Source organism: Amycolatopsis sp. NPDC059235, assembly GCF_042754125.1.
Lineage (GTDB): Bacteria > Actinomycetota > Actinomycetes > Mycobacteriales > Pseudonocardiaceae > Amycolatopsis > Amycolatopsis albidoflava.
Map to the genome: position 1 here is coordinate 1 of NZ_JBHZAG010000084.1, position 25,088 is coordinate 25,088.

Consider the following 25,088-nt stretch of genomic DNA (forward strand, 5'->3'; position numbering starts at 1 on the left):
GCGTGACAGGCCGAAGGCCCCTCACGCCGGGCAGCCCCCAAACGCCGGCTAAAAGCGATCCCGCACGCGGCGGCGGAGCCGACGCCAAAAACACAGCTGGTGAGCTGACCTGCCAAATCAACCCCGACGATCAACCCCGACGACGAACCGACCTGCGATAACCAAGCGACCGCCCCACCCCCGTAGCCGTCGTAACCACCGCAGGCACCAGATGCGCCACCACCGTCGTCTCCCGACGCCCCACAACCGCGACCGCCGCAGTGACCCGGCCGGAAGCGTCTCGGATCGGCGCGGCAACGGCTACTGCGTCGTCGGCAAGCTGGCGATCCGCGACGCAGTAGCCAGCACGGGCAATCTCGGCGAGTTCGGCGCGCAAAGTCTCCGGATCGGTCGTGGTGTGCTGAGTTTCCGCCGCAATCGGGCTAGTCAGCGCAGATTCGCGGGTATCGGCGGCAGCGTGCGCGAGCAGCACCCGACCGGTCGCGGTAGTGGTCGCGGGCAGACGGCTGCCGGTCGTGGTGAGGATTCCTACCGAACGGTGCCCGGCCAGCCGGGCCAGGAACACGACGTCAGTTCCGTCCAGCACCGAGAGGTGCACGTTCTCGCCAGTCGCGTCGAAGAGATCGCCCAGATACGGCAGAGCGATGTCGCGGATCGACGCACGGGCCAGCGAGAGCGAGCCGAGCTCCCACAGTTTCAGGCCGAGGTGGTAGCCACCATGGTCGTCACGGGCGAGCGCTCCCCATTCGGCCAGTTCGCCGACCATGCGGTGCGCGGTGCTCAATGGCAGGCCGGCGGCCTGGGCGATCTCGGTCAGCGAGAGCACCGGCGTCTGCGCGCTGAAGCAGTCCAGCACCGACAGCAGCCGCGCCGCCGCGGTGGGCCTGGCTTCCATGTGGCGGAAGTCTGATTGAGGCCGGACCGCGACGCAAGCGACACTGCGCACGTGGGTCGGCCAAGCGAAGAACACAGCGAGTCGGTTTTGATCACGGGCGCCGGATCGGGCCTCGGGCTGGGAGCGGGGTTGACGCTCGCGGCGCGTGGGCACCGGGTGTTCGCCACGGTCGAACGGGACGATCAGGTCGAACCGACGCGGGCGGCGTTCGCCGAGCGCGGGCTCGCCGCGGAGGTCTCCCGGCTTGATCTGCTCGACCCGGCTGATCGTGAAGCGGCTGCAGGGCTCGACGCGTCGGTTCTGCTCAACAACGCCGGATTCGGTGCCGAAGGACCGCTCCTGCGCACGGATTCCGCGGTGGTGCGGAAAACGTTCGAGGTCAACGTCTTCGGCACGCTCGAGTTGACGCGGCTGGTCGCCGACCGGCTCGTCGCGGCCGGGCGTGGCGGGCGGATCGTGTTCGTCACGTCGGTGGCGGGGCTGTTCGTCGCTCCCGGCGCGGGTGCGTACGGGGCCAGCAAGTTCGCCCTCGAAGCCATGGCGCAGGCGGTCCGGCAGGAGCTGCGACCGCACGGAATCGAAGTACGGGTCGTCGAACCTGGGCCGTTTTCCACTGGGTTCAACGAAAAACTCGTGGAGAACGCGCCTGCCTCGGAACACGACTTTTCGGATTTCCTCGCCATGCAGCGCGATCCGGCCCCGGCGATCGAGACGATCGCGCGGGTCGCGGTCGAATCCGGGCCGTACCGGACGATCGTCCCGGGCGAGTTCGGCGGGATCGTGCGCGAGCAGCAAGATCAGTTGTGGGGCGAGACCGACCTTGTCGACCCGTGAGAAAGTGCGACAGCACATCAGCACTAGACAGGAGCACATGACAGTGAAGATCGCGGTTCTCGGGGGCGGGCACGGTTCCTGGGCCACGGTGGCGGAACTCGCCGAGCACGGCCACGAAGTGCGCTGGTGGCGGCGGAACGCCGAGGCGTTGGAAGCGTTGCGCGCGACCGGGGCGGTGGGCGTCCGGGATTACCGGGGTTCCCGTTCGGTGCCGGTGGGCGACGGCGCCGGGGAGATCAACCCGATGGCGGATCTCGCCGAGGCGGTGCGCGGCGCGGCTCTGATCGTGATCCCGCTGCCGTCGACCACGCACGACGACCTGGCTCCCCGGCTCGCCCCGCTGCTGACCGAGGGCCAGGTGGTTTTCCTTCCGCCGGGCACGTTCGGTTCGATGGTGTTCGCCAAGGCCGTCGCCGCGGCGGGCGGGAGTCCGGAGATCGCGTTCGCCGAAGCCGGGACGCTGCCGTATCTCGCGCGTCGTCATGGTGACGCCGAAGTGGTGATCAGCGGGTACGCGACCCGTCTGCCGACCGGAGTTTTCCCGTTGCGGCTGGCGGAAAGCGCGTTCAAGACGCTGCGCGAGGCGTACCCGAGCATCGAGGACGCGGGCGACGGGCTCAGCGGAGCGCTGATGAACGCGGGCCCGATCATCCATCCGCCGCTGATCACGATGAACGCCGGTCCGCTGGAGCATTTCGCCGCCTGGGACATCCACAACGAGGGCACGCAGCCGTCGATCCGCAGCGTCACCGACGCGCTCGACGCCGAGCGGGTCGCGCTGCGCGAGGCGTTCGGCTATGGCGCGCCGCACTTCCCGCTGGCCGATCACTACGCCACCGACGGCGAGGAGTGGATGTACGGCCGCGCGGCGCACGAGCGGCTGACCGACAGCGGCGACTGGCGCGAGAAGATCGACCTCCACACGCACCGCTACATGGTCGAAGACACCCGGCTCGGGCTGTCGCTGCTGGTGTCCGCGGGCCGGTGGGCCGGGGTGCCGACGCCGGTCGCGGAAGGCCTGCTGGCTTTGGGTTCCGCGATCACCGGGCGCGATTTCTACGCTGAAGGACGGACGTTCGAGAACCTCGGCCTCGCCGGTCTCGACCGCGCCGGGCTGACCAAGCTGCTGCAGGACGGAGTCCAGTCGTGATCGCGATCGTCGGCGCCGGGCGGATGGGCGAGGGCATCGCGCTGGCCTTCCTCGCGGCGGGCCATCCGGTGTTGCTCGCGGACGTCAAAGACCGCACCGAGGAAGAACGCCAGCTCCGGCGCGACGAGGTCCGCAAGCGCCTCGCCGACCGGCTGCGCGCGATGTTCGGCCACGCCGACGCGCTGGAAAGCCTGACGCTGGGCGACCGTTCGGCGAAGGAACTCGCCGACGCGACCGTGGTGTTCGAGGCCGTGCCGGAGGTCATGGACGTCAAGCGCGAGGTATTCGGCTGGCTCGGCTCGCAGGTGCCGGAGTCGGCGGTGCTGGCCTCGACGACGTCGACCTTCCTGGTCACGCAGATCGCGGAACTCGCCGACCGGCCGGAGCGCGTCGTCAACGCGCACTGGCTCAACCCGGCCGAGCTGATGCCGCTGGTCGAGGTCAGCCGGAGCGACGACACCGACCCGGCCGCGGTCGAGCGGCTCGTGGAGCTGTTGCGCGAAATCGGCAAGGTGCCCGTGGTGTGCGGGCCCGCCGCCGGGTACATCGTGCCGCGGCTGCAGGCGCTGCTGATGAACGAGGCCGCGCGGATGGTCGAGGAAGGGGTGGCCGGCGCCGCCGAGATCGACCTCGCGGTGCGCGCGGGTCTCGGCCCGCGGTTTTCGGTGCTGGGCCCGCTGGAATTCATCGACTGGGGCGGCGGGGACATCCTGTACTACGCCTCGCGCTACCTGACCGGCGAACTCGGCGAGCGGTTCCAGGCGCCCGCGATCGTCGAGGAGAACATGACCGGCCAGCGGCGAGGTCTCCAGGACGGGGCCGGGTTCTACCGCTTCGACCCGGCCGGGGTGCCGGACTACCGGGCGGCGCGGATCCGGGAGTTCGAGGAGATTTTCCGGCTGCGGGAACCGCAGTTGCGGGACGGGACACCGGTTCCGGTGCGTCCGGAGGACGATTCGGCGGAGTGATTTTCGGTTGGCGGCCGCGGGTTCAGGTCCGCGGCCGTCAGCACTCCGCAAGCCATCCGGCCGCCTGGGCGACGCGCGGATGGGCTTCGCCGAGGATTGCTTTGAGCCCGGCTGTCACGGATTCCAGCTCAGCCGCCGCACCCGCTCGGTCGCCTCGTCGGGCGGCGGCTCGGGCCAGAGTCGCGCGGAGGCCGAGCACCATCGGATGTCCCGCTGGCCAGGCACCAGCGGCCAGCACCGCCCGCGCCGCTTGCTCGGCTCCGTCCAGATCGCCGCTCTCCACGCAGGCTCGCGCGAGCGCGGTGCGGAGGGTCAGCGCACCTCGGCCTCGCGCTTCGCCCAGTGCCTGGCGGAGCAGGTCGGCTGCCTCGGGCGCTTGCCCTGTCATCAGGAGAACGGTTGCCAGGGACTCCCCCATCTCTGGCCGCTTCTCGAACAGTTCGCGCAGCGGAGCGATCGCTGCCTCCGGATCTCCGGTTTCGGCTCGCACCACCAAGAGGAGCGCGTCTCGTTGCTCGTCGGTCTCACCGAACGCGTCCTCGGCTGACAGCAGTTGTTCGGCCGTCTCGTACCGGGCCAGCGCGCGCAGCATGACGACCTTCCGGCGTCGTCCGGCTCTCGTCCGGGCGTGCGCCGGGCCGAGTTCGGCGGTGCAGTAGTCGACGTGCGCGTCGAGCACCGCGAGCGCGTCTTCGTACTGCGCTGCCACGCCGTAGGCTTCCGCGAGGAGCAGCTGGGTTTTGAACGTCCCCGGCTGGCGCGCGCCCCAGGTTGCCTCGAACACCTCCGCGGTGCGTTCCAGCAGCGGGATCGCCTCCGCCGGACGGGCCTGCGAAGTCTGGCAGTACGCCAGATTCGCCCACGCGGCAAGGGTGTCCGGCCCACGCGGACCGAATTCTTCCGTCAACGCGGGCACGAGATCCGCGTAGTGCCGCTCCCCTGCCGCCCAGTCCTCGTTCTTGAGCAGCAACTGGCCCAGCAGGAGCCGCCGACGCAGGTTCGGCGCGCTCTTCGGGTTACGCGCCTTCGCGAGGGCGGCCTGCAGTGCGGCGATCTCGTCGACCGGCTCTGGCTTCGTGCGGAAGAGTCCCACCTGGACAGTCTGCCCGCCCGGCGATTCAGTCCTTCTTAAGCCACCCAGAAACCTCGACGACATCCGGATGCTTCGGACCAAACGCCTCCGTCAACCCCGCCGCGACCGCCGCCAGTTCACGATCTGCCTCGGCATCCCGGCCGCGTTCCCGGGCCACCCGCGCCAATGTCGCCCGGGCGCCGAGCTTCAGCGGGTGTCCGTCCGGCAGACCGTCGGCCGCCGCGATCTCTCCGGCCAGGGTTTCCGCCGCGTCGAGCTGGCCGCTTTCCAGGTACGCGCGGGCCAATTCCGCGGCCGGGCCCCACTGCTGCGCCGCCGGTTGCGCGGACAGCACGGCGCGGTACAGCTCTGCCGCTTCCGCGGGTTCCCCGGCTCGCAGCAGCACCGCGGCGAGAACCTCGATGAACTCCGGGGTGCGGTACTGCTCGGCGAGTTCCCTCACCTTGTACTGGACGGTCTTCGCCTCGCCGCCTTCCGCCCGGATCAGCAAGCCGACCGCGCGGGCGCTATCGCGTTCGTAGTCGTCTCGCGGCTTACGGGACAGGCCGGAGTTCAAAGAGCCAGCCTCGCCGTATCGGCCGAGTGTCCGCAGCACACTCACCTTCCGACGCGCGCCCGCGATGGTCAGCTCGTGGTACTCGCCGAACTTGTCCACGCACGCCTTCAGGTGCCGGCTGAGCACGTCCAGCGCCTCGTCGTACTCCCCGGAAACCGAGTACATCTCCGACAGCACCAGCTGTGCCTGCATGGTGGCCGGGTCGTCGGGGCTGACGGCTTCGTAGATGTCCACTGTGGACTCCATCAGGTGCACCGCGTCCTCGATCTGGCCCAGCGCGGCCTTCGCCATGGCCAGGTTCAGCCAAGCGCCGAGCGTGCCCGGATGCTGATCGCCCTCGACGCGCACCTGGGCGTCGGCGAGTTCGGTGTAGTGCTCCTCCGCCGCGGGCCAGTCGCCGGTTTCCACCAGGAGGATGCCGATCCGGTGGCGCATCGCGAGGCTCTCCGGGGAATCCGGACCGTGGCTTTCGCCAGTTTTTTGCGCAGTTTCGCGATTTCGGCTGCCGGGTTCGCCCGGAAAAGCGCCATTGCCGTCCCCCGTCCGGTTGGTGCGTTCCCGCCAGTGTGCCCCATGCCACAAGCCCCCGGGAGTGTGCCGTCTCCCACTCGACCGGGCCACTGCACTGGTTACCCACGGGTAACAAGGGCTAGGGTGCGGGACAGGAACACTCTCTACTTCAGGAGCATTCGTGGCCGCACCAGCAACGCCGCCGCTCGCGCCCACCGCGCGAGGGGTGCGCAATGTCGTCTTCGTCGAAGGGGTACGCACGCCCTTCGGCAAGGCGGGCGACAAGGGCATGTACGCCGGGACCCGGGCGGACGACCTCGTCGTCAACGCCATCCGCGAGCTGCTGCGGCGGCATCCGGAGCTGCCGCCCGAGCGCGTGGACGAGGTGGCGATCGCCGCGACGACGCAGATCGGCGACCAGGGCCTGACCATCGGCCGCACCGCCGCGCTGCTCGCCGGGCTGCCGAAGTCCGTGCCGGGCTTCGCGATCGACCGGATGTGCGCGGGCGCGATGACCGCGGTGACCACCACCGCGAGCGGCATCGGCTTCGGCGCGTACGACATCGCGATCGCCGGCGGCGTCGAGCACATGGGCCGCCACCCGATGGGCGAGGGCGTCGACCCGAACCCGCGGATCGTCGCGGACAAGCTGGTCGACCCGACCGCGCTCGTGATGGGCCAGACCGCGGAGAACCTGCACGACCGCTTCCCGGAGATCACCAAGGAGCGCACGGACGCGTTCGCCGCGCGCAGCCAGGAGCGCTACGCCGAGGCTGTGAAGACCGGCAAGATCGGTCCCGAGCTGGTTCCGGTGGCGACGAAGTCGAAGGAACTCGGGTGGGGCCTCGCGACCGAGGACGAGCCGCCGCGCCCGGGCACCACCGTCGAGCAGCTGGCGAAGCTGAAGACGCCGTTCCGCCCGCACGGCCGGATCACCGCGGGCAACGCGGCCGGTCTCAACGACGGCGCCACCGCGGCGATCCTGGCCGACGAGGACACCGCGCGCGAGCTGGGCCTTCCGGTCGGGATGCGGCTGGTCGGCTACTCGTTCGCGGGCGTCGAGCCGGAGGTCATGGGCATCGGCCCGGTGCCGGCCACCGAGAAGCTGTTCCAGCGCACCGGTCTGTCCATTGAGGACATCGGCCTGTTCGAGATCAACGAGGCGTTCGCGGTGCAGGTGCTCGCGTTCCTCGACCACTTCGGCATCGCCGACGACGACCCCCGGGTCAACCAGTGGGGCGGCGCGATCGCGTGCGGCCACCCGCTGGCTTCGTCCGGCGTGCGGCTGATGACGCAGCTGTCGCGCCAGTTCGCCGAGCGCCCGGACGTGCGCTACGGCCTCACCACGATGTGCATCGGCATCGGCATGGGCGGCACCGTGATCTGGGAAAACCCGGCCTACAACGGCTCTGAGGGGGCGAAGTAATGACTTTCACCGCTGAAGAGGCGAAGGCCGCGTTCCCGGACGAGGTCGTGACCAACGCGGTCACGAACCTGGTCAAGGTGCCCGGGCTGGACAAGCCGGTCGCGCTCATCACCTTGGACAACGGCCACGACCACACCCGGCCGAACACCTTCGGCCCGCAGGGTCTCGTCGCGTTGAACGCCGCGCTGGACAAGGCGTTCGCCGCCGAGCCCGCAGCGATCGCGGTCACCGGCAAGCCGTTCATCTTCGCCGTCGGCGCGGACCTTTCCGGCGTCGAGGCGGTGTCGGACCCGAAGCTGGCGCGGGAGATCGCGCAGACCGGGCACGACGTGTTCCGCCGGCTCACCGAGTCGAAGATCCCGACGTTCGGGTTCGTCAACGGCGCGGTGATGGGCGGCGGGCTCGAACTCGCGCTGTCCTGCCACTACCGCACGCTGTCGGAGAACACCGCGGCGATCGCGTTTCCCGAAGTGTTCCTCGGCCTGTTCCCGGGCTGGGGCGGCACGCAGCTGCTGCCGAACCTGATCGGCCCGGACGCCGCCGTCACCGTGATCATCGAGAACGCGCTGGCGCAGAACAAGATGCTGAACGTGCGCAAGGCCGCCGAACTCGGCATCGTCGACGAGGTCTTCGGTTCCGCGGACTACCTGGAGCAGTCGCTGCTGTGGCTGGCCAAGGTCGTCAACGGCGAAATCACCCCGGCCCGTCGCGAAATCGACCGCGGTGCCGAGTGGGACGCGGCCGTCGCGCGCGCCAAGTCCATCGTGGACGGTCGCACGCACGGTGCTTCGCCGGGCGCGACCAAGGCTGTCGAGCTGCTGGAGCTGGCGCGGGAGAACGATCTCGACCGCGGTTACGCGGCGGAGACCGACGGGCTCGCCGAGCTGCTGATGTCGGACGTGCTGCGGGCCGGGCTGTACTCGTTCAACCTGGTCAACAAGCGGGCCAAGCGGCCGGCCGGCGCGCCGGACAAGTCGTTGGCGCGCAAGGTGAACAAGGTCGGCATCGTGGGCGCGGGCCTGATGGCCAGCCAGCTGGCGCTGCTGTTCGTGCGCCGCCTCAAGGTGCCGGTGGTGCTCACCGACGTCGACCAGGCGCGCGTCGACAAGGGCGTGGGCTACGTCCACGAGGAGATCGACAAGCTGCTGGCCAAGAAGCGGGTGTCGCCGGACGGCGCGAACCGGCTCAAGGCTTTGGTGACCGGCTCGCTCGACAAGGCCGCGTTCTCCGACGCGGACTTCGTGATCGAGGCCGTTTTCGAAGAGCTGGGCGTGAAGCAGCAGGTGTTCGCCGAGCTGGAGCAGCACGTCTCCCCTGAGACGATCCTGGCCACGAACACCTCGTCGCTGTCGATCACCGCGATGGCCTCGAAGCTGCAGCACCCGGAGCGCGTGGTCGGTTTCCACTTCTTCAACCCGGTGGCCGTGCTGCCGCTGCTGGAGATCGTGCGCGGCGAGAAGACCGACGACGCGGCGCTGGCGACCGCGTTCTCGGTCGGCAAGCAGCTGAAGAAGTCGAGCGTGCTGGTGAAGGACGCGACGGCGTTCGTCGTGAACCGGCTGCTGCTGCGCTTCCTCGGCGAGGTGCTGGTGGCGGTGGACGAGGGCACGCCGTTCGACGTGGCCGACTCCGCGCTGGAGCCGCTCGGCCTGCCGATGTCGCCGCTGAACCTGATGCAGCTCGTCGGCCCGGCGATCGCGCTGCACGTCGGCGAAACGCTGCACGGCTCGTTCCCGGACCGCTTCACCGTGAGCGAGAACCTGGACAAGTTCGTGAAGGCGGGCAAGAAGGGCGTCTGGACCTGGGACGCGACGGGCACGCCGTCGGTCGACCCGGAGGTCGCCGCGCTGTGGACCCAAGGCGACAAGCCGTCCACCGCCGAGCAGGTCCGCGACCGCGCGCTGAACGCGATCGCGGAGGAGGTCCGGATCATGCTCGACGAGGGCGTCGTCGCGGAGGCCCAGGACATCGACCTGTGCCTGATCCTCGGCGCGGGCTGGCCGTTCTGGCTGGGCGGCATCACGCCGTACCTCGACCGGGCGGGCGTCTCGGAGCGGGTCAACGGCAAGCCGTTCCTCTCCCAGGGCGTCGCTTCGGTTCCGGCGTAACGCCTTGGCGGAGCCGCCCTGTTCCCGCAGGGCGGCTCCGCAGTGAACCCGGACACACCGAGCCCTTCGTGACCTTCCGGGCACCAGCCGTTCACCGCTGCCCCATAGCGTCCTGCCGAATCGTTCGAGCAGGTCAGGAGCAGGATGAACACCACGGACCCGGGCGGCGTCGGCCGTCGCGGATTCTTCAAGCGCGCGGGGCTCGTCGGCGCGGTCGCGGCCGGGGCCCCGGTGCTGGCCTCGGGCCAGGCCGACGCCATGGACCTCGATCTGGGGCTCGACCTCGGGATTGATCTCGACTGGCTGTTCGGCCGCCGCTACCAGTGGGTCGTCGGCGATCACCACACGCACAGCCAGTACTCGTACGACGCGATGTACACCATCGACCGGATCGCGGCCGGCGCGCGCGAGCACGGCGCGAAGTGGATCGTCTTCACCGACCACGGGCACGCGACGCACGAGAAGTCGTCCGTGGAACCGACGAGCCGCGACGTGCTCGCCGCGCAGCGGAGGCACCCGGATCTGCTGCTGTGGCAAGGCATGGAGTGGAACGTGCCGGGCGCGGAGCACGCCACGCTGTTCTTCCAGGCCGGGCGAGACCAGGCGACTGTGCTGCGCGAGTTCGAGCGCGGTTTCGACTGGCGGCTGACCGGTTCCGAATCCTCCAGCCCGGAGCACGAAGCGCTGGCGCTCAAGGGTTTGCGGTGGCTCGCCGAGCAGGAACGCACCCGCCGGATCCACGCGCCGGTCGTGCTGATCAACCATCCGCTGCGCAACGGCCGCGTGTCGCCGCACGAACTGCGCAACTATCGCGACACCGCGCCGGGAATCGTGATCGGCATGGAAGGCGCACCGGGCGCGCAGGCCGACGGATTCCCGAAGCCGCAAGGCAATGGCGGCGCTCGCGGCGGCTACGGCAACAACCCCGGCGGCGACTCGTGGCCCGGATTCCCGACCGAGGCGTACCGCACGTTCGGCGGCTGGGACTGGACCACCGCGAAGGTCGGCGGGCTGTGGGATTCCCTGCTGGCCGAAGGAAAACCGTGGTGGATCACCACGAACTCCGACTCGCATTACAACCGCGGCGACCAGCTGGTGCGCCCGTCGGTGCCGGACGGCTGGTACGAACAGACCGGCAAGTACCCGGACCCGGTCGACAGCGGGGTGCCGCAGTTGTCCGCGCCGTACGCGGATTTCTACCCCGGCGAGTTCAGCCGCACGGTGGTCGGCGTGCGTCGGCCGGGCTTCGAGGGCGTGCTGGAGGGTCTGCGCGCGGGCCGGATTTGGCTGTCTCACGGCGGTTTGGTGCAGCAGCTGGAAGTCGGCGTGCTCGGCGGCGGCGACTGCGCGACCTTCGGCGGACGGCTACGCGTACGGCGTGGCTCGACCGTGACGGTCGTCGTTTCCGCGGTGACTGCCTACCGGCCGAACGGGTCGGGTTCGGTGCCGCGACTGGGCCGGCTGGACCTGATCTCGGGCCCGGTCACCGGCCCGGCGGCGGATCGCGACACGATGACTGCGCCGGGTACGCGGGTGGTGGAGTCTTTCACGCCTTCGCGCGGCTATGCGGGACGGCGGGTGATGTTCAAGCACACGTTCCGCAACGTGCGGGAGCCGTTCTACGTCCGGGTGCGCGGGACGGACGGGAAGCGGCACGTCGCTGGCGGGATCGAGCCGGCGATGGACGTGATCGGGCAGGCGAATCCGTACGAAGACCTTTGGCTGTACGGGAATCCGACGTTCGTGGACGTCCACTGAGGACAGTCTCACCCGGCAGGCGCGGTTTCGGCCGCGCCTGCCTGGCTCAGATCTCGACGACGGAAACCAGCCGATCCAGCCCCACGAAGTCCTTCAGGTTCCTGGTCAGCAGCGGAATCTGCTGCGCCGCCGCTGTCGCCGCGATCTGCAGGTCCATCCGGCGAGGCCGCGGATCCCGCCCGAACCGCCGGACCAGCGCCGCACCCGTGCCGTACATCTTGGCCTCGTCGACGCCGAACGGCAGCACCTCGAACTGGTCGAGAGCGCGGCGGTAGCGCTCGACCCGTTCCGCGAGCCGGATGGGATCGTCGGTGGCGAGACCGTAGGCCAGCTCCGCAATGGTCACCGAACTGACCGCGGGCACCGCGGACGCGTACGAGCCGAGGTCGAGCCGTTCGAGATCGATGACCACCGACGTGTCGAGCAGCACCCGGGACGGAGCGGTCACCGGTCTTCGCCGGGCTCGCCAAGGCGGTCCGGCCCGAAGACCGCGTCGTCGGCTTCCCGCTCGCGACGCCATTCAGCGCTGTCCATCGGCGGCAGCCCGCGGAACGCTTCCTGGATCTCGCCGAGCGTCCGGTCTCGCCGCGGCTCCTCCGGGACGCGGTGCGGCACCAAGTCGGCTACCGGCTTCCCGTTGCGGGTCACCACGAACGACTCGCCTGCCGCCACGCGTCGCATGATCTCCGCGTTGTCGTTGCGCAGCTCTCGCTGGCCGATTGCGTACCCCATAGCCAGGATTGTAGCACCTTTTCGATAAGGTGCTACGGTTGTGCTACACCGTTGGCAGCCGCACCGTCACCGCCAGTCCGCCTCCCACCACCGGCTCCGCGGACACCGTCCCGCCGTGTGCCTGCACCGCCGCGCGCACGATCGACAGCCCCAGGCCCGCTCCCGAACGCGCCGTCCGGGCCACCCCGGCGCGGCGGAACGGCTGGAACAGTTCCGGCACCGCCGCCGGGTCCAGCAGTCCGCCCGACGAGCGCACCCGCAGGACCGACCACTGCGCGCCCGGCTCGGTCGTCACCTCGATCCAGCCGCCGTCGACGTTGTGCCGCACCGCGTTCTCGACCAGGTTTCCCGCGATCCGTTCCAGCAAAGCGGAATCCCCGATCGCAGGAGACGGCTGCATCGCGAAATCCGCGCGCAGGCCCCGTTGTTCGGCTTCGCCGCGAACAGCCGACCAAGCCCGCTCCACGAGCACCGTCAGGTCCACCAGTTCCCGCGTCACGAGACCGGCTCCGTCGGTGCGGGCCAGCAGCAGCAACGAATTCACCAGCTGACCCGCCCGGTTCGTCGCGTCCAGGACCACCCCGGCCATCCGGCGGAACTCGGCCTCGTCGGCGTGTTCGTCGGACAGCGTGACGTCCAGTTCCGTCCGGATCACCGACAGCGGGGTGCGCAATTCGTGGCTCGCGTTGGCCACGAAATGGCGCTGCGAGTCGAACGCGTCCTGGAGCCGGTCGAGCATGGCGTCGAAAGTCCGCGCCAGCTCGGCGAGCTCGTCGCGCGAGCGGATCTCGCCGATGCGCTCCCCCATCGACTCGATCGACAGCCGTTGCGCGGTCCCGGTGATCTCGCGCAGCGGACGCAGCACGCGGGAGGTGAACGTCCAGGCCAGGATCGCCGCCGCGGCCACCACGAAGCAGAACGCCAGCGAGCCGAAGATCAGCACCCGGGTGACGGCGTGCGTGCGCAGATGCTGCGCGAGCGTGGACGCGTCCACGTCGATGCCGTCGACCCGGACGATGGTGCCCGGCGGCATGTGCGGCACGGCGTCGACCGCGTCGCCGACGAGCGTCCACGCGAGCCACAGCAGCAACAGCCCCGCCGCGGCGACCAGGACGGTCGCCAGGACGGTGACGCGCACCCGCAGGCTGCGGGCGCCGGGAAGCTTCACTCGGAACCGGCGACCGACACCCGGTAGCCCGAGCCGACCACGGTCTCGATGATGCCCGGTTCGCCGAGCTTCTTGCGCAGGGTCATGACGGTGACCCGGACGGTCGTGGTGAACGGGTCGGCGTTCTCGTCCCAGACCCGCTCCAGCAGTTCCTCGCTGCTGACCACGGATCCGGCCGCGGACAGCAGCACCTCGAGCACGCCGAACTCCTTGCGGGTCAGCTCGACCGGCCCGCTCGCGCGCCGGACGGTGCGCTTCGCCGGGTCCAGCTCGACGTCGCCCGCGGTGAGCAGCGGCGGCGCGGCGGGCGTCGCGCGGCGGCCCAGCGCCCGCACGCGCGCGACCAGCTCGGGGAAGGCGAACGGCTTGGCGAGATAGTCGTCCGCGCCCAGCGACAGCCCGTCCACCCGGTCGGACACCGAACTGCTCGCGGTCAGCATCAGCACCCGCGTCAGCTCGCCGGACGTCACGATCTCGCGGCACAGGTCGTCGCCGGACATCCCGGGCAGGTCGCGGTCGAGCAGCACCACGTCGTACCGCGTGACGGACGACTTCTCGTGCCCGTCGTCGCCCGTGAGCGCGATGTCGACGGCCATGCCCTCCCGCCGCAGCCCGCGGGCGATCGCGTCGGCCAACGGCTCTTCGTCTTCGACTACCAGAACTCGCACTCGACCACAATCCCATAGTTTCCTGAGAGCACCTGAGAGACCTGAATGGACACTCGCCTTCACCCCCACCGCAACGCGAACCACAGTCGCATCCGCGTTTCCGGGTCGGCCAGCTCGACGTCCAGCGCCCGTTCCACCTGTCCGATCCGGTGCCGCACGCTGTTGCGGTGCACGCCGAGTTCCGTCGCGGTCCGGTCCCAGCTGCCGTGATGCGCCAGCCAGGTCCGCAAAGTCGGCACCAGTTCGCGGCCGTGCGCCCGGTCCAGTTCGCGCAGCGGGGCCAGCAGACGCTCGGCGAACGCGCTCGCTGCGGCGGGCGGGATCAGCTCGTCGAAACCGAGCGGATCGGCACTCGCAGCCAGCGGCCGGGCCAGCGCGCGGGCACGAGCGAGCAGCAGTTCGGTTTCCGCGACGGCTGCGGGCAGGTTCGCGGCCGGGTGCGGCGGACTCGCTACCGCCAGCCAGCCGTGTTCGAGGAGGCCGTCCAGGTCGCCGAGTTCGCTCGCGATGGCGTAGAACCGCGGACCGGGCAGGACCTGGACCAGCGGGGTGTCCAGCCGGGCGCGCAGCCAGTCCGGGCGCCGGGACAGGGCGTCCGGGCCGCGCCGGTGGGCGATTCCGGCGACGAGGCGGGCCTGATCGCTGCCGAGCACTCCGGCGAGCGCGTCCGAGCCGGGGCCGCCGAGCAGCAACGCGGTGGCCGCGGCGCCGAGTTCCGCGCTGTCCGATCCGGCGCGGCCGACGAGCCCCAGCAGCGCCGCGCCGACGGCCAGGATCGCCCGGTCTCCGCTGTCGAACCGCCGCGCCCGGCCTACGACGACCAGGTGCGCGGCGGTCGCCTGCGGGTACACCGGCTGCGCGACGACGTGCGTGCCGTCGGGCAATTCGGTGGAAGCAATGCGGATTCCGGAACGGGAGCGCAGGGTCGCGAGCAGTTCCTTCACCGGCGATGGCAAGGGCTGCGGCGCGTCGTAGCCGGCCGCCAGCACGTCTCCGGCGCCGACCATCGCGACCCACCCGCGCAATCGCCCGGCGAGCGCGGCGACCAACTCCCCCAGACCGCCGCCCGCTGCTCGGGTCAACGCTTCGCGGCCTTCCGCCAGCCGTCGTTCTTCGTGCCGCCCGGCCTCGGCGAGCGCGACTGCGACGGCGCGGTTGATGGCCAGGAACGGCGTCGCGGGCGGCACGACCAGCAACGGCAGGCCGTGTTCCGCGCAGGCGTCGCGCAGCGAGGAGGGCAGGGTTTCCGAGACCGTCGGGGTGAGGCCGAAGCCGAGCGCGGTGACGCCCGCGTCGCATAGCCCCCGGACGTAGCGGTCGGCGTCCTTCGGCAGGTTCACGCCCGCGGTCAGCACGAGTTCGGCGCCCACCAGGTACGGCGCGGGGTCGGCCAGTTCGCTCACGTGCGCCCATCGCACCGGCCGGTCCAGCGCGCCCGGGCGCAGCGTTTCGGGCACCACGTCGAGCGCCAGCTCCGGGTTGCCCGCGACGGTGCGTAGTGGAACTGTCACCTCTGCGGGCAACAGCACGTCGTGGTGGGTCATTTCGGCCAATCTTCCGCGAAGTCCTGGATACATCGTCCCATGCCGCCGCGGGGTCGCCCGACCCTACGGTGTCCCGCAAGAACCCCACCCCGTTTCAAGGAGGACCCGTGGGCGGCGACTATGCGGTGATCGCGCTGTACATCGCGGGCATGATCGGGGTCGGCTGGATCGGCCTCCGGCTGGCCAAGACCAAATCCGACTACCTGGTCGCCGGACGGCGGCTCGGCTGGTTCATGTACTCCGGCACGATGTCGGCCGTCGTGCTCGGCGGCGCGTCGACCGTCGGCGGCGTGAAGCTCGGCTACACTTACGGCATCTCCGGCGCGTGGCTGGTGATCACGATCGGCGTCGGGATCCTGGTGCTGCACGCGGTTTTCGCGCGGCGGCTGGTGAAACTGCGCGTCTACACCGTCGGCGAGATGCTCGACCTGCGCTACGGCGGCCGCGCGAGCGCGGTGTCCGGCGTGGTGATGTGGGGCTACACGCTGATGCTCACGGTCACCTCGACGCTGGCGTTCGCGTCGATCTTCAAGGTGCTGTTCTCGATCCCGAGCTGGGCCGGGATCGCGATCGGCGGGTCGATCGTGGTGCTCTACTCGGTGCTCGGCGGCATGTGGTCGATCACGCTGACCGACATCGCGCAGTTCGTGATCAAGACGATCGGCATCCTGTTCGTGCTGCTGCCGGTCGCGCTCGTCTCGGCGGGCGGCTTCAGCGGGATGGCCGAGAAGCTCGACGCGTCGTACTTCGAGTTCACCTCGATCGGCGGCGAGACGATCCTGACCTACTTCCTGATCTACACCTTCGGCCTGCTGATCGGACAGGACATCTGGCAGCGCGTATTCACCGCGCGCACCCCGCGCGTCGCGACCGGCGGCGGCGTCATCTCCGGCGTCTACTGCCTCGTCTACGGCATCGCGGGCGCGCTGATCGGTACGGCGGCGAAGGTGCTGTACCCGGACCTCGGCAGTGCGCAGGACGCCTTCGCCACCATCGCCGAACGGCTGCTGCCCACCGGCGTACGCGGTCTCGTGCTCGCTGCCGCGCTGTCGGCGCTGATGTCGACTTCGAGCGGCGCGCTGATCGCGTGTGCCACGACGACGACTTCGGACCTGTTCCGCAAGATCGGCCTTAAGAGCGGCGAGGTCTTGCGTAACCGAGTGACGACACTTGTGCTGGGCATCGTGGCCATCGGTATCGCAATGCTCGTGGACGACGTCGTCAACGCGCTCACCATCGCGTACGACATCCTCGTCGGCGGGCTGCTCGTCACGATCATCGGCGCGCTGTTCTGGAAGCGCGGTACTCGCGAAGGCGCGTACGCGTCGATGGTGGCCGGCACAGTGTCTGTGATCGCCTTCATGATCATCGACGGGGTTGCGGCCAACAGTCCGATCTATTGGGGTCTCGGCGTCAGCCTTGTCGTGTACATCGGCGTCAGCCTCGCGACACCGCGTACGCCGGACAGCATCCTTTCCGTGTGGACAGAACGTCTTCACGGCTCCGAAAACCACGCTGCCGCTGAAGATCTCAGCGCATCCGAAACCCGACAGGAGTTGCCCCAGTGAGTGAACAGCGTCCGGTCGGCCCGCTCGACTCGTCGCAGATCCCGCGCTTCGCCGGCTTCGCGACCTTCGCGCGGCTGCCGCGGATCGACGAGGTGCCGAGCGCCGACGTAGCCGTGGTCGGCGTGCCGTTCGACTCCGGCGTGTCCTACCGCCCCGGCGCGCGGTTCGGTCCTTCGGCGCTGCGCGAGGCGAGCCGGCTGCTGCGGCCGTACCACCCGGGCCTGGACGTTTCGCCGTTCGCCGAGAAGCAGGTCGTCGACGCCGGCGACATCGCGGTCAACCCGTTCCACATCGGCGAAGCGATCGAGAAGCTGCAGCAGGAAGCCGAAGCGCTTACTGCGGGCGAGACGAAGCTGGTAACTGTCGGCGGCGACCACACCATCGCGCTCCCGCTGCTGCGCGCGGCCGCGAAGAAGCACGGTCCCGTTGCGCTGCTTCACTTCGACGCCCACCTCGACACCTGGGACACCTACTTCGGCGAGCCGTACACGCACGGCACGCCGTTCCGTCGCGCGGTCGAAGAAGGCATCCTCGACACCAGCGCCGTGTCGCACGTGGGCACGCGCGGGCCGCTGTACGGCAAGCGCGACCTCGAAGAGGACCGTCGCCTCGGCTTCGGCATCGTCACCTCCGGCGACGTACTGCGCCGCGGTATCGACGAGACCGTGGACGCGCTTCGCCAGCGCATCGGCGACCGTCCGCTGTACGTGTCCGTCGACATCGACGTGCTCGACCCCGCGCACGCACCCGGCACCGGCACTCCCGAAGCAGGCGGCATGACCAGCCGCGAACTGCTGGAGATCCTGCGCGGCCTTCGCGGGCTTAACCTGGTCGGCGCGGACGTCGTGGAGCTGGCTCCGGCCTACGACCACGCCGAAATCACCGCTGTCGCCGCTTCGCACGTCGCCTACGACCTGGTCAGCCTGCTGGCGCTGGGACGCGGCGCATGACCCGGATCGGCGGCGACGTTGTCGTAGAGACGCTGCGGGCGCTCGGTGCGGACACTGTGTTCGGCCTGCCTGGACAGCACGCGCTCGGCCTGTTCGAGGCGCTGCGCCGGGCGGACGACCTGCGCGTGGTCAGCTCGCGAGTGGAGAACAACCTCGCCTTCGCCGCGGACGGCCACGCGCGCGCCCGGCTCGCCGCCGATCCGCACGGCCCGGTGCCGGTGACGCCGATGATCGTGTCGACCGGCCCCGGCGCGCTGCTCACGCTGGCCTCGCTGCAGGAATCGCGCGCGGCCTCGGTGCCGGTGCTCGGGATCTCCAGCCAGATCCCGGTCGCCGGGCTCGGCGGCGGACGGCACGGCTACCTGCACGAATTGCCGGACCAGCAGGCCAGCTTCCGCGATGTCGTGAAGTCGGTGCACGTGGTCCGCTCGATCAGCCAGATTCCGACCGCGCTGCGCGAGGCGTGGGAATCCGCCGCGACCGCGCCGTACGGGCCGGTGTGGGTGGAAATCCCGCAGGACGTGCTGCTCGCCGCGGCGAACCTGCCGCAGTTGACCAGCGTGACCGCGGCTCCGGCACCGCTCGAACCGTTGCCGGAGCTGGTGGCGGAGGCGGCGAAACTCCTTGCCGCGGCGAAGAATCCGGTGATTCTCGCCGGCGGCGGCGCGCTGCGTTCAGGGGCGCACGACGACCTGCGCCAGCTCGCCGAAACCCTGCGCGCGCCGGTGGTGTCGACGTTCGGCGGCAAGGGCGTTTTCGCCTGGGACCATGAACTGTCCGCGCAATCGTGGATGGAAGACTGGCACACCACGGAATTCCTCTCCGCCGCCGACGTCCTGCTGGTGCTCGGCTCCGGGCTGGGCGAGCTGTCCAGCAACTACCGCGAGTTCGCGCCGCGCGGACAGGTCGTGCAGGTGGAAGCGGATCTGGGGAAACTGGAGTCGAATTATCCCGCGCTCGGGCTGCACGCCGACGTCCGCCGCACGCTCCGCGCGCTGCTCGAACAGCTCACCCCGCGCACTCCGGACGGCCGCGCCGAAGCGGCGACGAAGGATCTGCTCGCGCGCGTCCAGTCCAGGTTGGACAGTCAGCCGCTCGCTGCCGAGCGGAAGCTGCTCGACGACGTCCGCGCCGCACTCCCCGAAGGCACGCAAACGTTCTGGGACATGACAATCGCGGCCTACTGGGCGTGGTCAGTGTGGAATCCGGACGGCGCGCCGATCCACACCGCGCAGGGCGCGGGCGGCCTCGGCTACGGCCTGCCCGGCGCGCTCGGCGCCGCCGCGGCAGGCGTGCGGTCGCTGGCGGTATCCGGTGACGGCGGCGCGATGTACGGCCTGGCCGAGCTGGCCACCGCGGTACAGCACCAGCTCGACGTGACCTGGCTGATCGTCGACGACGGCGGCTACGGCATCCTGCGCGAATACCTCACCGGTGCGTTCGGCCAGACCACCGCGACCGAACTGCCGCGTCCGGATTTCGTCGCGCTGGCCGAATCGTTCGGCATCCCCGCCCGAAAGACCACTGTGGACACTGTCCGCACCGACCTCGCCGACGCGCTGCGCACCCCCGGCCCGTCCGTCGTCGTGCTTCCCGCGCTGCTGAAGATGTTCGCCCCAACCCATTTGGAGCACTCGTGACTCACCTCCGCAACTTCGTCGGCGGCGCTTTGGTCGACATGCCCGACACCGACGCGACGCTCGAGCTGACCGACCCGGCCACCGGCAAGGTCTTCGGCACGAGTGTCCTTTCCGGACGGAACGAAATCGACCTCGCGATGGAGTCCGCGGCGCGCGCGTTCCAGTCGTGGCGGCGGAGCACGCCCGCGCAGCGCCAGGAAGCCCTGCTCAAGATCGCCGACGCGCTGGAAGCCCGCGCGGAGGAATTCGCCGACGCCGAGGTCCGCGAGACCGGCAAGGTCCGCTCGGTCATGCTGGACGAGGAAATCCCGGAGTGCGTGAGCACGCTGCGGTTCTTCGCCGGCGCGGCACGGCAGCTCGAAGGCACCGGTGCGGGCGAGTACCTGGCCGGGCACACGTCGGTGATCCGCCGCGAGCCGATCGGCGTGTGCGCGCAGATCGCGCCGTGGAACTACCCGCTGATGATGGCCGTGTGGAAGATCGGCCCGGCGCTCGCGGCGGGCAACACCGTGGTGCTCAAGCCCGCGGAAACCACGCCGTCCACCGCCGTGCTGCTGGCCGAAACCGCGGCGGAATTCCTGCCGCCGGGCGTGTTCAACGTCCTGTGCGGCGACCGCGAAACCGGCCGTGCGCTGGTCCGGCACCCGAACACCGACCTGGTGTCCATCACCGGCTCGACGCGCGCCGGCATCGACGTGGCCACGGTCGCCGCGGCCGATCTCAAGCGGACCCACCTGGAGCTGGGCGGCAACGCTCCCCTGCTGGTCTTCCCGGACACCGGCGTCGCCGACACCGCCGAGCGGATCGCCGACGCCGCGTTCTACAACGCCGGGCAGGACTGCACCGCGGGCAGCCGAGTGCTCGTGCACCAGAGCATCCACGACGATTTCGTTGCCGCGCTGACGAAAGCCGCCGCCACCCGTCGCCCGGACGTCGACTACGGCCCGCTCAACAGCCGTGCCCAGCTCGACCGCGTGCTCGGCCTGCTGGAACGGCTGCCGTCGCACGCCCGCGTCGAAACCGGCGGCACCGCGACCGGACCGGGCTTCCAGCTCGCGCCGACCGTCGTGTCCGGCCTCCGCCAGGACGACGAACTGGTCCAAGAGGAAGTGTTCGCGCCGGTGATCACCGTCCAGTCGTTCGCCGACGAGACCGAAGCGCTGGAGCTGGCCAACGGTGTCCCGTACGGCCTGGCTTCTTCGGTGTGGACGAACGACGTCGCCCGCGTCGCCCGGGTGTCGCGCGATCTCGATTTCGGCTGCGTGTGGGTGAATACGCACGGCCCGCTGACCGCCGAGATGCCGCACGGCGGGTTCGGCCATTCCGGGCACGGCAAGGACCTCTCGGCGTATTCGTTCGCCGAGTACACCCGCGTCAAGCACGTGATGACGAGGTTCGAGTAATGAGCGACAAAGTCACCGAGGTCGAACAGCACGGCATCGCGCCGATCCCGGTCGCCGAGCAGACGTCCCGGCCGCGCGACCTGTTCCGGCTCGCGTTCGGCGGGGCCAACACGTTCGCCACGATCATCCTCGGCACGCTGCCGATCGCGTACGGGCTGAGCTTCTGGGCGGCCCTCGCGGCGACCGTCGTGGGTGTGGTGCTCGGCGCGCTCGTGCTGTCCCCGATGGCTCTGTTCGGACCCATCACCCGGACCAACAACGCGGTTTCGTCCGGCGCGCACTTCGGCGTGGTCGGCCGGTGCGTGGGCTCGTTCCTGTCGCTGCTCACCGCGATCACCTTCTTCGCGATCTCGGTGTGGGTGAGCGGCGACGCGGTAGCCGGTGCGGCACAACGGCTTTTCGGCATCGACGGCGGCCCGGTCCTGCGCGCGGTCGCGTACGGCGTGATCGCGATCGCCGTCCTCGTCGTGTGCATTTACGGCTACCGCTTCATGCTGCTGGTCAACCGCGTCGCGGTAACCCTGGGCACGCTCATCATGCTGGTCGGGATTTTCGCCTACGGCGGCTCGTTCGACCCGTCGTTCACCGGCAGCGGCAACTTCGCGCTCGGCACGTTCTGGCCGACGTGGATCCTCGCCGTGCTGACCGTGATGGCGAACCCGATCTCGTTCGGCGCGTTCCTCGGCGACTGGTCGCGCTACATCCCCGCGACCCACTCGCGCCGCTCGCTGCTGGCCGCGCCCTTCCTCGCGCAACTGGCGACGCTGCTGCCGTTCGGCTTCGGCATCGCGACCGCGACCCTGGTCGCCGACCCGGCCGACTACGTCACCGGCCTGACCGCGATTTCCCCGCTCTGGTACGCGATCCCGCTGATCGTGGTCGCCCTGATCGGCGGATTGTCCACCGGCACCACCGCGTTGTACGGCACCGGCTTGGACTTCAGCTCGATCTTCCCGCGCCTGTCCCGCGTTCGGGCGACGCTGTTGATCGGGACACTGAGCGTGCTGTTCATCTTCGTCGGCAATTTCGTGCTCGACATGGTGTCCAGCATCAACGCGTTCGCGACGCTGATCGTGCTGTGCACGTCGCCGTGGATGGTGATCATGATGATCGGCTACGTGCAACGCCGCGGCTACTACGACCCGGCCGACCTGCAGGTGTTCAACGAAGGCCGCACCGGCGGACGGTACTGGTTCCACCGGGGCGTCAACTGGCGCGCGATGGCGGCCTGGATCCCGGCTACCGCGCTGGGCCTGCTGTGCGCGAATACGCCGATGATCACCGGACCGCTGGCCGGGATCGCGGGCGGGGTGGACATCAGCCTGGTGGTGACGCTGTGCACGGCCGCGGTGGCGTATCCGGTGCTGGTGAAGGTGTTTCCGGAACCGCGGGAGGTCTTCGGGCCTTCGTCGGCTATCGCCGCGGAAGCGGTGCCTGCCGAAGCGTGAGCGGCGGGCGGCTCCACTGGGCCGACAGGATCGCGTCCGCCAACGCCGCTGCCGAACCCCGCGCCGTTCCCCGGTGGCTCAGCACGAACGTCACCGTTCCCGGATCGGGCAGGCCGGCTATCGGGACCAGCCCGTCCGGGACCACGGACGCCGCGAACAGGCCAACGCCGAGCCCTGCTTCGAGCGCGACCCGCAGCCCGTTGAGCCGTTCGCTGACACAGCCGATCCGCCACTGGACGCCGTTGCGGCGCAACGCGTTCAGCGCACGGGCCCGGGTGACGCTCGGCTCCGGATAAAGGACCAGCGGCAACGGCTCGCCCGGGAGCAACTCCAGCCCGGGCGAGCCGACCCACACGAGCGGATCCCGCCGCACGCCCTGCCCGGAGTCGCGTTTGGCGAGCACCAGGTCGAGGTCTCCGTCGGCGAGCCGCGAATGCAGCACCTCGCTCAGCTCGACCGACAGTTCGAGGTCGATTCCCGGATGTGCGCCGCGGAACCGGCCGAGGACGTCCGCGGCGTGGCCGAGCAGGAAGTCCTCGCACACCCCGAACCGGACCCGCCCGCGCGGGCCCGGCCGGGAGAAATACCGCAGGGCGCGGTCCTGCTGGTCGAGGATGCCGCGAGCGAAGCCGGTCATCGTCTCGCCGTCGCCGGTGAGCCGCACGCTGTGCGTGTCGCGCTCGAACAGCACACTGCCGAGCGCCGTCTCGAGGCGGCGGACGTGCTGGCTCACCGTCGACTGCCCGAGATCCAGCCTGCGGGCGGCTTCGGAGAACCCGCCCGCCTCGGCCACGGCGAGAAAAGTGCGCAGCAGCACCGGATCGATCACTATTCCGGAGTACCACTCTCGGTGCGCGACCGTGTACCAGGTGTGGGCACTGCCACTACCGGCGGCGGGTGATCACCACCGGCTTGAGGTCCTTCGGGATCGCGGCGAACGCGGACACCGGAACCCCGAACGAGGCCGCGAGAATCTCGCGCGGCAGCGAGTTCAGCGTCCCGACGATGCCGATGTCGTCGTTCGGCTCCCCGGTGCTGGTGTTGAACATGACGAGCACGTCCAGGCCTTCGGCGGTGCTGGAATTCGCGAAATAGTGAAAGAATCCCTGCGGGGCGAAAACGAGTTCCCCGGCTTTCGCGCTGAACACCTCATTGTGGTAACTGCCGTCCTCGTGCGTGCCGAGAATACTCCAGTCCGCTTTGCCGGAAATAATGTAGTTCAACTCCCACGCGGACGGGTGCCAATGCGGTTCACGCACCCCGCCCGGGTCGAGGTGCACCAGGTACACCGAACCTTGCTGACCGGCCAGCACCGGGAAATTCTTCTCGTGAGCACCACGCAAAGTCCCGCCGTCGTGGACAGCCGGCGCGGATTTGGCGAGCGGGAAAAGGTACGGCTGCTTCGGTGTAGCAGCCGTACTCGCCTGCGCGGTTCCGGCCACCCCGAGCGCGGTCGCCGCGGCGATTCCCGCGCCCGCCCCGAGTGCACCCCGCCTGCTGATTTCCGACATTCTTTCCGCCTTTCCCAGAAACCGAGGAAGATCTGCTGCCTCTGATTCTTCCAAGAATGCGAAACCCGGAAAGGGCCCCGCGCGGATCACAGCTATCGCGCACCGCGATGAGCAAACCCGGCCCGGACCGCGCGCCGCTGTGGGACGATCCTCGAAACCCCCTGTCCTGGAGGCGATTCGTGACGTTCGCAGTCGGCATCTTCGACCTGTTCAGCTTCGCCGTGCCCGGTGCGGTCCAGTTGTCGCTGCTGATCTACGTGCTCGACCGGCTGGGCGTGGTGCACGTCGCCGCACTGACTTCCGCACCGGGCGCACTGCTGGTCGCCGGTGCCGTGGTGGCCAGCTACCTGCTCGGACACCTCTTCCACCCGCTGGCCGCACAACTGAACCGCTTCCGCCCCCGGCGCGACGCGGAGGAAGCCCGTCAGGAGTTCATCGCCGGAGTTCCGCAGGCGCGCGACCGTGCGTACGTCCGGGCCAACCCGGCGCTGCTCGTCGCCGCGGCTGAACTGCACGACAAGGACGCCGCTGGAGAGATCGTCCGGATGCGCGCGCAGTCGGTGATGCTGCGCAACATCGCCTTCGCGTTCACGATGGCCACGGTCGTCGCACTCGTCCAGACCGCGACCGGACCACACCGGGTCATCGCCGCCGGGGCTGCCGCACTCTCGCTGCTGGGCGCGGTCGGGGCGTTGGGCAGCGGGCGGAAAGTCTGGCACATGTCGCGGATCAAGACGCTGGAGATTTGTTACTGGATCCCGGACATCGACGAGACCTTCGCCGCCGAAACCCCGGTAGTTGGCACCGAAAAATGAGCACGGCAGGTTCCTCGTTTTCAGGGAACCCGCCGAACCCGCCGTTCGAGCGCTCAGCGCGCGGCTTCCTTGCGCCCAGCCCATTCGACTCCGCTCGAACGGAAGGCTTCCGCGCCGCGGTCTCCTGTGCGCGCGAGCCCGGCCGTCACGAAGCTCCGCTCAAGCACGAAGCATCCCCGCCCCGCCCGCCTCCGATCGGGCACGCGGCTTCCCTCGCCGCCTTCCCCGCATCGGAGCCCAGCCGTCCCGAAGCTCCGCTCAAGCACGAAGCATCCCCGCCCCGCCCGCCTCCGATCGGGCACGCGGCTTCCCTCGCCGCCTTCCCCGCATCGGAGCCCAGCCG

General features: G+C 69.9%; 22 protein-coding genes. 12 read left to right on the forward strand and 10 right to left on the reverse strand.

Annotated features, from left to right (window positions below; translation table 11 throughout):
* Positions 1-130 precede the first annotated feature (130 nt).
* Positions 131-895 (reverse strand): IclR family transcriptional regulator, encoded by a 765-nt coding sequence (locus ACFXI3_RS37270; protein ID WP_378406039.1) that lies wholly within the window; start codon positions 893-895, stop codon positions 131-133.
* Positions 896-946: 51 nt separating this feature from the next.
* Here ACFXI3_RS37270 and ACFXI3_RS37275 point away from each other — a divergent pair, with 51 nt between their 5' ends.
* From ACFXI3_RS37275 to ACFXI3_RS37285, 3 genes are read left to right on the forward strand one after another with little or no spacing between them, the layout of a single operon-like run.
* Positions 947-1,729: an SDR family NAD(P)-dependent oxidoreductase gene (locus ACFXI3_RS37275; RefSeq protein WP_378406041.1), complete on the forward strand. Its 783-nt coding sequence runs from the start codon at positions 947-949 to the stop codon at positions 1,727-1,729.
* A gap of 37 nt (positions 1,730-1,766) precedes the next feature.
* Positions 1,767-2,879: an NAD/NADP octopine/nopaline dehydrogenase family protein gene (locus tag ACFXI3_RS37280; protein WP_378406043.1), complete on the forward strand. Its 1,113-nt coding sequence runs from the start codon at positions 1,767-1,769 to the stop codon at positions 2,877-2,879.
* Entirely contained in the window at positions 2,876-3,847 is a 972-nt protein-coding gene (locus ACFXI3_RS37285) for a 3-hydroxyacyl-CoA dehydrogenase NAD-binding domain-containing protein (protein ID WP_378406045.1), read from the forward strand. Before ACFXI3_RS37280 ends, ACFXI3_RS37285 begins: the two co-directional genes overlap by 4 nt.
* A gap of 37 nt (positions 3,848-3,884) precedes the next feature.
* Here ACFXI3_RS37285 and ACFXI3_RS37290 read toward each other — a convergent pair whose 3' ends face one another.
* Both ACFXI3_RS37290 and ACFXI3_RS37295 read right to left on the reverse strand, forming a co-directional pair.
* Positions 3,885-4,940: a tetratricopeptide repeat protein gene (locus ACFXI3_RS37290; RefSeq protein ID WP_378406047.1), complete on the reverse strand. Its 1,056-nt coding sequence runs from the start codon at positions 4,938-4,940 to the stop codon at positions 3,885-3,887.
* A 25-nt stretch (positions 4,941-4,965) separates the two neighbouring features.
* A complete protein-coding gene (locus ACFXI3_RS37295; protein WP_378406049.1) occupies positions 4,966-5,931 on the reverse strand; it encodes a tetratricopeptide repeat protein in 966 nt (321 codons plus the stop codon).
* 301 nt (positions 5,932-6,232) lie between these two features.
* Here ACFXI3_RS37295 and ACFXI3_RS37300 point away from each other — a divergent pair, with 301 nt between their 5' ends.
* From ACFXI3_RS37300 to ACFXI3_RS37310, 3 genes are all read left to right on the forward strand, one after another.
* Entirely contained in the window at positions 6,233-7,432 is a 1,200-nt protein-coding gene (locus ACFXI3_RS37300) for a thiolase family protein (protein ID WP_354751120.1), read from the forward strand.
* The gene (locus ACFXI3_RS37305) at positions 7,432-9,540 is read left to right on the forward strand and encodes a 3-hydroxyacyl-CoA dehydrogenase NAD-binding domain-containing protein (RefSeq protein WP_378406051.1); all 2,109 of its coding nucleotides are present in this window, start codon (positions 7,432-7,434) and stop codon (positions 9,538-9,540) included. Before ACFXI3_RS37300 ends, ACFXI3_RS37305 begins: the two co-directional genes overlap by 1 nt.
* Before the next feature lie 144 nt (positions 9,541-9,684).
* Positions 9,685-11,298: a PHP domain-containing protein gene (locus ACFXI3_RS37310; RefSeq protein ID WP_378406053.1), complete on the forward strand. Its 1,614-nt coding sequence runs from the start codon at positions 9,685-9,687 to the stop codon at positions 11,296-11,298.
* Positions 11,299-11,344: 46 nt separating this feature from the next.
* Here the strand turns inward: ACFXI3_RS37310 and ACFXI3_RS37315 are convergent, their stop codons facing one another.
* From ACFXI3_RS37315 to ACFXI3_RS37335, 5 genes are read right to left on the reverse strand one after another with little or no spacing between them, the layout of a single operon-like run.
* Positions 11,345-11,746, reverse strand: a complete 402-nt coding sequence (locus tag ACFXI3_RS37315; protein ID WP_378406055.1) for a PIN domain-containing protein — start codon at positions 11,744-11,746, stop codon at positions 11,345-11,347.
* Entirely contained in the window at positions 11,743-12,030 is a 288-nt protein-coding gene (locus tag ACFXI3_RS37320; protein ID WP_378406057.1) for a type II toxin-antitoxin system Phd/YefM family antitoxin, read from the reverse strand. The genes ACFXI3_RS37315 and ACFXI3_RS37320 overlap by 4 nt, the downstream gene beginning before the upstream one ends.
* A gap of 43 nt (positions 12,031-12,073) precedes the next feature.
* Positions 12,074-13,198, reverse strand: coding sequence for a HAMP domain-containing sensor histidine kinase (locus tag ACFXI3_RS37325; protein ID WP_344267513.1), 1,125 nt, complete (start codon positions 13,196-13,198; stop codon positions 12,074-12,076).
* Positions 13,195-13,866, reverse strand: coding sequence for a response regulator transcription factor (locus ACFXI3_RS37330; protein WP_344267515.1), 672 nt, complete (start codon positions 13,864-13,866; stop codon positions 13,195-13,197). Before ACFXI3_RS37330 ends, ACFXI3_RS37325 begins: the two co-directional genes overlap by 4 nt.
* Before the next feature lie 59 nt (positions 13,867-13,925).
* Positions 13,926-15,410: a PucR family transcriptional regulator gene (locus tag ACFXI3_RS37335; protein ID WP_378406060.1), complete on the reverse strand. Its 1,485-nt coding sequence runs from the start codon at positions 15,408-15,410 to the stop codon at positions 13,926-13,928.
* Positions 15,411-15,517: 107 nt separating this feature from the next.
* Here ACFXI3_RS37335 and ACFXI3_RS37340 point away from each other — a divergent pair, with 107 nt between their 5' ends.
* Genes ACFXI3_RS37340 through ACFXI3_RS37360 form a run of 5 tightly spaced genes read left to right on the forward strand, consistent with a single transcriptional unit; the run spans position 15,518 to position 22,419 of the window.
* Positions 15,518-16,978, forward strand: coding sequence for a sodium:solute symporter (locus tag ACFXI3_RS37340; protein ID WP_344267519.1), 1,461 nt, complete (start codon positions 15,518-15,520; stop codon positions 16,976-16,978).
* Positions 16,975-17,928: an agmatinase gene (speB, locus tag ACFXI3_RS37345; protein WP_037357511.1), complete on the forward strand. Its 954-nt coding sequence runs from the start codon at positions 16,975-16,977 to the stop codon at positions 17,926-17,928. The genes ACFXI3_RS37340 and speB overlap by 4 nt, the downstream gene beginning before the upstream one ends.
* Complete coding sequence (locus tag ACFXI3_RS37350) at positions 17,925-19,568, forward strand: thiamine pyrophosphate-binding protein (protein WP_378406062.1); 1,644 nt, start codon at positions 17,925-17,927, stop codon at positions 19,566-19,568. The genes speB and ACFXI3_RS37350 overlap by 4 nt, the downstream gene beginning before the upstream one ends.
* Entirely contained in the window at positions 19,565-20,971 is a 1,407-nt protein-coding gene (locus ACFXI3_RS37355; protein WP_378406064.1) for an aminobutyraldehyde dehydrogenase, read from the forward strand. Before ACFXI3_RS37350 ends, ACFXI3_RS37355 begins: the two co-directional genes overlap by 4 nt.
* Complete coding sequence (locus ACFXI3_RS37360; RefSeq protein ID WP_344267526.1) at positions 20,971-22,419, forward strand: cytosine permease; 1,449 nt, start codon at positions 20,971-20,973, stop codon at positions 22,417-22,419. The genes ACFXI3_RS37355 and ACFXI3_RS37360 overlap by 1 nt, the downstream gene beginning before the upstream one ends.
* Here the strand turns inward: ACFXI3_RS37360 and ACFXI3_RS37365 are convergent.
* The gene (locus ACFXI3_RS37365; protein WP_344267528.1) at positions 22,385-23,248 is read right to left on the reverse strand and encodes a LysR family transcriptional regulator; all 864 of its coding nucleotides are present in this window, start codon (positions 23,246-23,248) and stop codon (positions 22,385-22,387) included. The genes ACFXI3_RS37360 and ACFXI3_RS37365 overlap by 35 nt on opposite strands.
* Positions 23,249-23,303: 55 nt before the next feature.
* A complete protein-coding gene (locus ACFXI3_RS37370; protein ID WP_378406066.1) occupies positions 23,304-23,930 on the reverse strand; it encodes a cupin domain-containing protein in 627 nt (208 codons plus the stop codon).
* A gap of 179 nt (positions 23,931-24,109) precedes the next feature.
* Between ACFXI3_RS37370 and ACFXI3_RS37375 the strand changes: the two genes are divergently transcribed.
* Entirely contained in the window at positions 24,110-24,745 is a 636-nt protein-coding gene (locus tag ACFXI3_RS37375; protein ID WP_378406068.1) for a hypothetical protein, read from the forward strand.
* Positions 24,746-25,088 lie beyond the last annotated feature (343 nt).

Excerpts from the sequence above, each read along its gene's own strand:
- ACFXI3_RS37270 (WP_378406039.1), bottom strand. The coding sequence starts at position 895 with ATGGAAGCCAGGCCCACCGCGGCGGCGCGGCTGCTGTCGGTGCTGGAC.
- ACFXI3_RS37280 (WP_378406043.1), top strand. The coding sequence starts at position 1,767 with ATGACAGTGAAGATCGCGGTTCTCGGGGGCGGGCACGGTTCCTGGGCC.
- ACFXI3_RS37295 (WP_378406049.1), bottom strand. The coding sequence starts at position 5,931 with ATGCGCCACCGGATCGGCATCCTCCTGGTGGAAACCGGCGACTGGCCC.
- ACFXI3_RS37305 (WP_378406051.1), top strand. The coding sequence starts at position 7,432 with ATGACTTTCACCGCTGAAGAGGCGAAGGCCGCGTTCCCGGACGAGGTC.
- ACFXI3_RS37310 (WP_378406053.1), top strand. The coding sequence starts at position 9,685 with ATGAACACCACGGACCCGGGCGGCGTCGGCCGTCGCGGATTCTTCAAG.
- ACFXI3_RS37320 (WP_378406057.1), bottom strand. The coding sequence starts at position 12,030 with ATGGGGTACGCAATCGGCCAGCGAGAGCTGCGCAACGACAACGCGGAG.
- ACFXI3_RS37335 (WP_378406060.1), bottom strand. The coding sequence starts at position 15,410 with ATGACCCACCACGACGTGCTGTTGCCCGCAGAGGTGACAGTTCCACTA.
- ACFXI3_RS37350 (WP_378406062.1), top strand. The coding sequence starts at position 17,925 with ATGACCCGGATCGGCGGCGACGTTGTCGTAGAGACGCTGCGGGCGCTC.
- ACFXI3_RS37360 (WP_344267526.1), top strand. The coding sequence starts at position 20,971 with ATGAGCGACAAAGTCACCGAGGTCGAACAGCACGGCATCGCGCCGATC.
- ACFXI3_RS37370 (WP_378406066.1), bottom strand. The coding sequence starts at position 23,930 with ATGTCGGAAATCAGCAGGCGGGGTGCACTCGGGGCGGGCGCGGGAATC.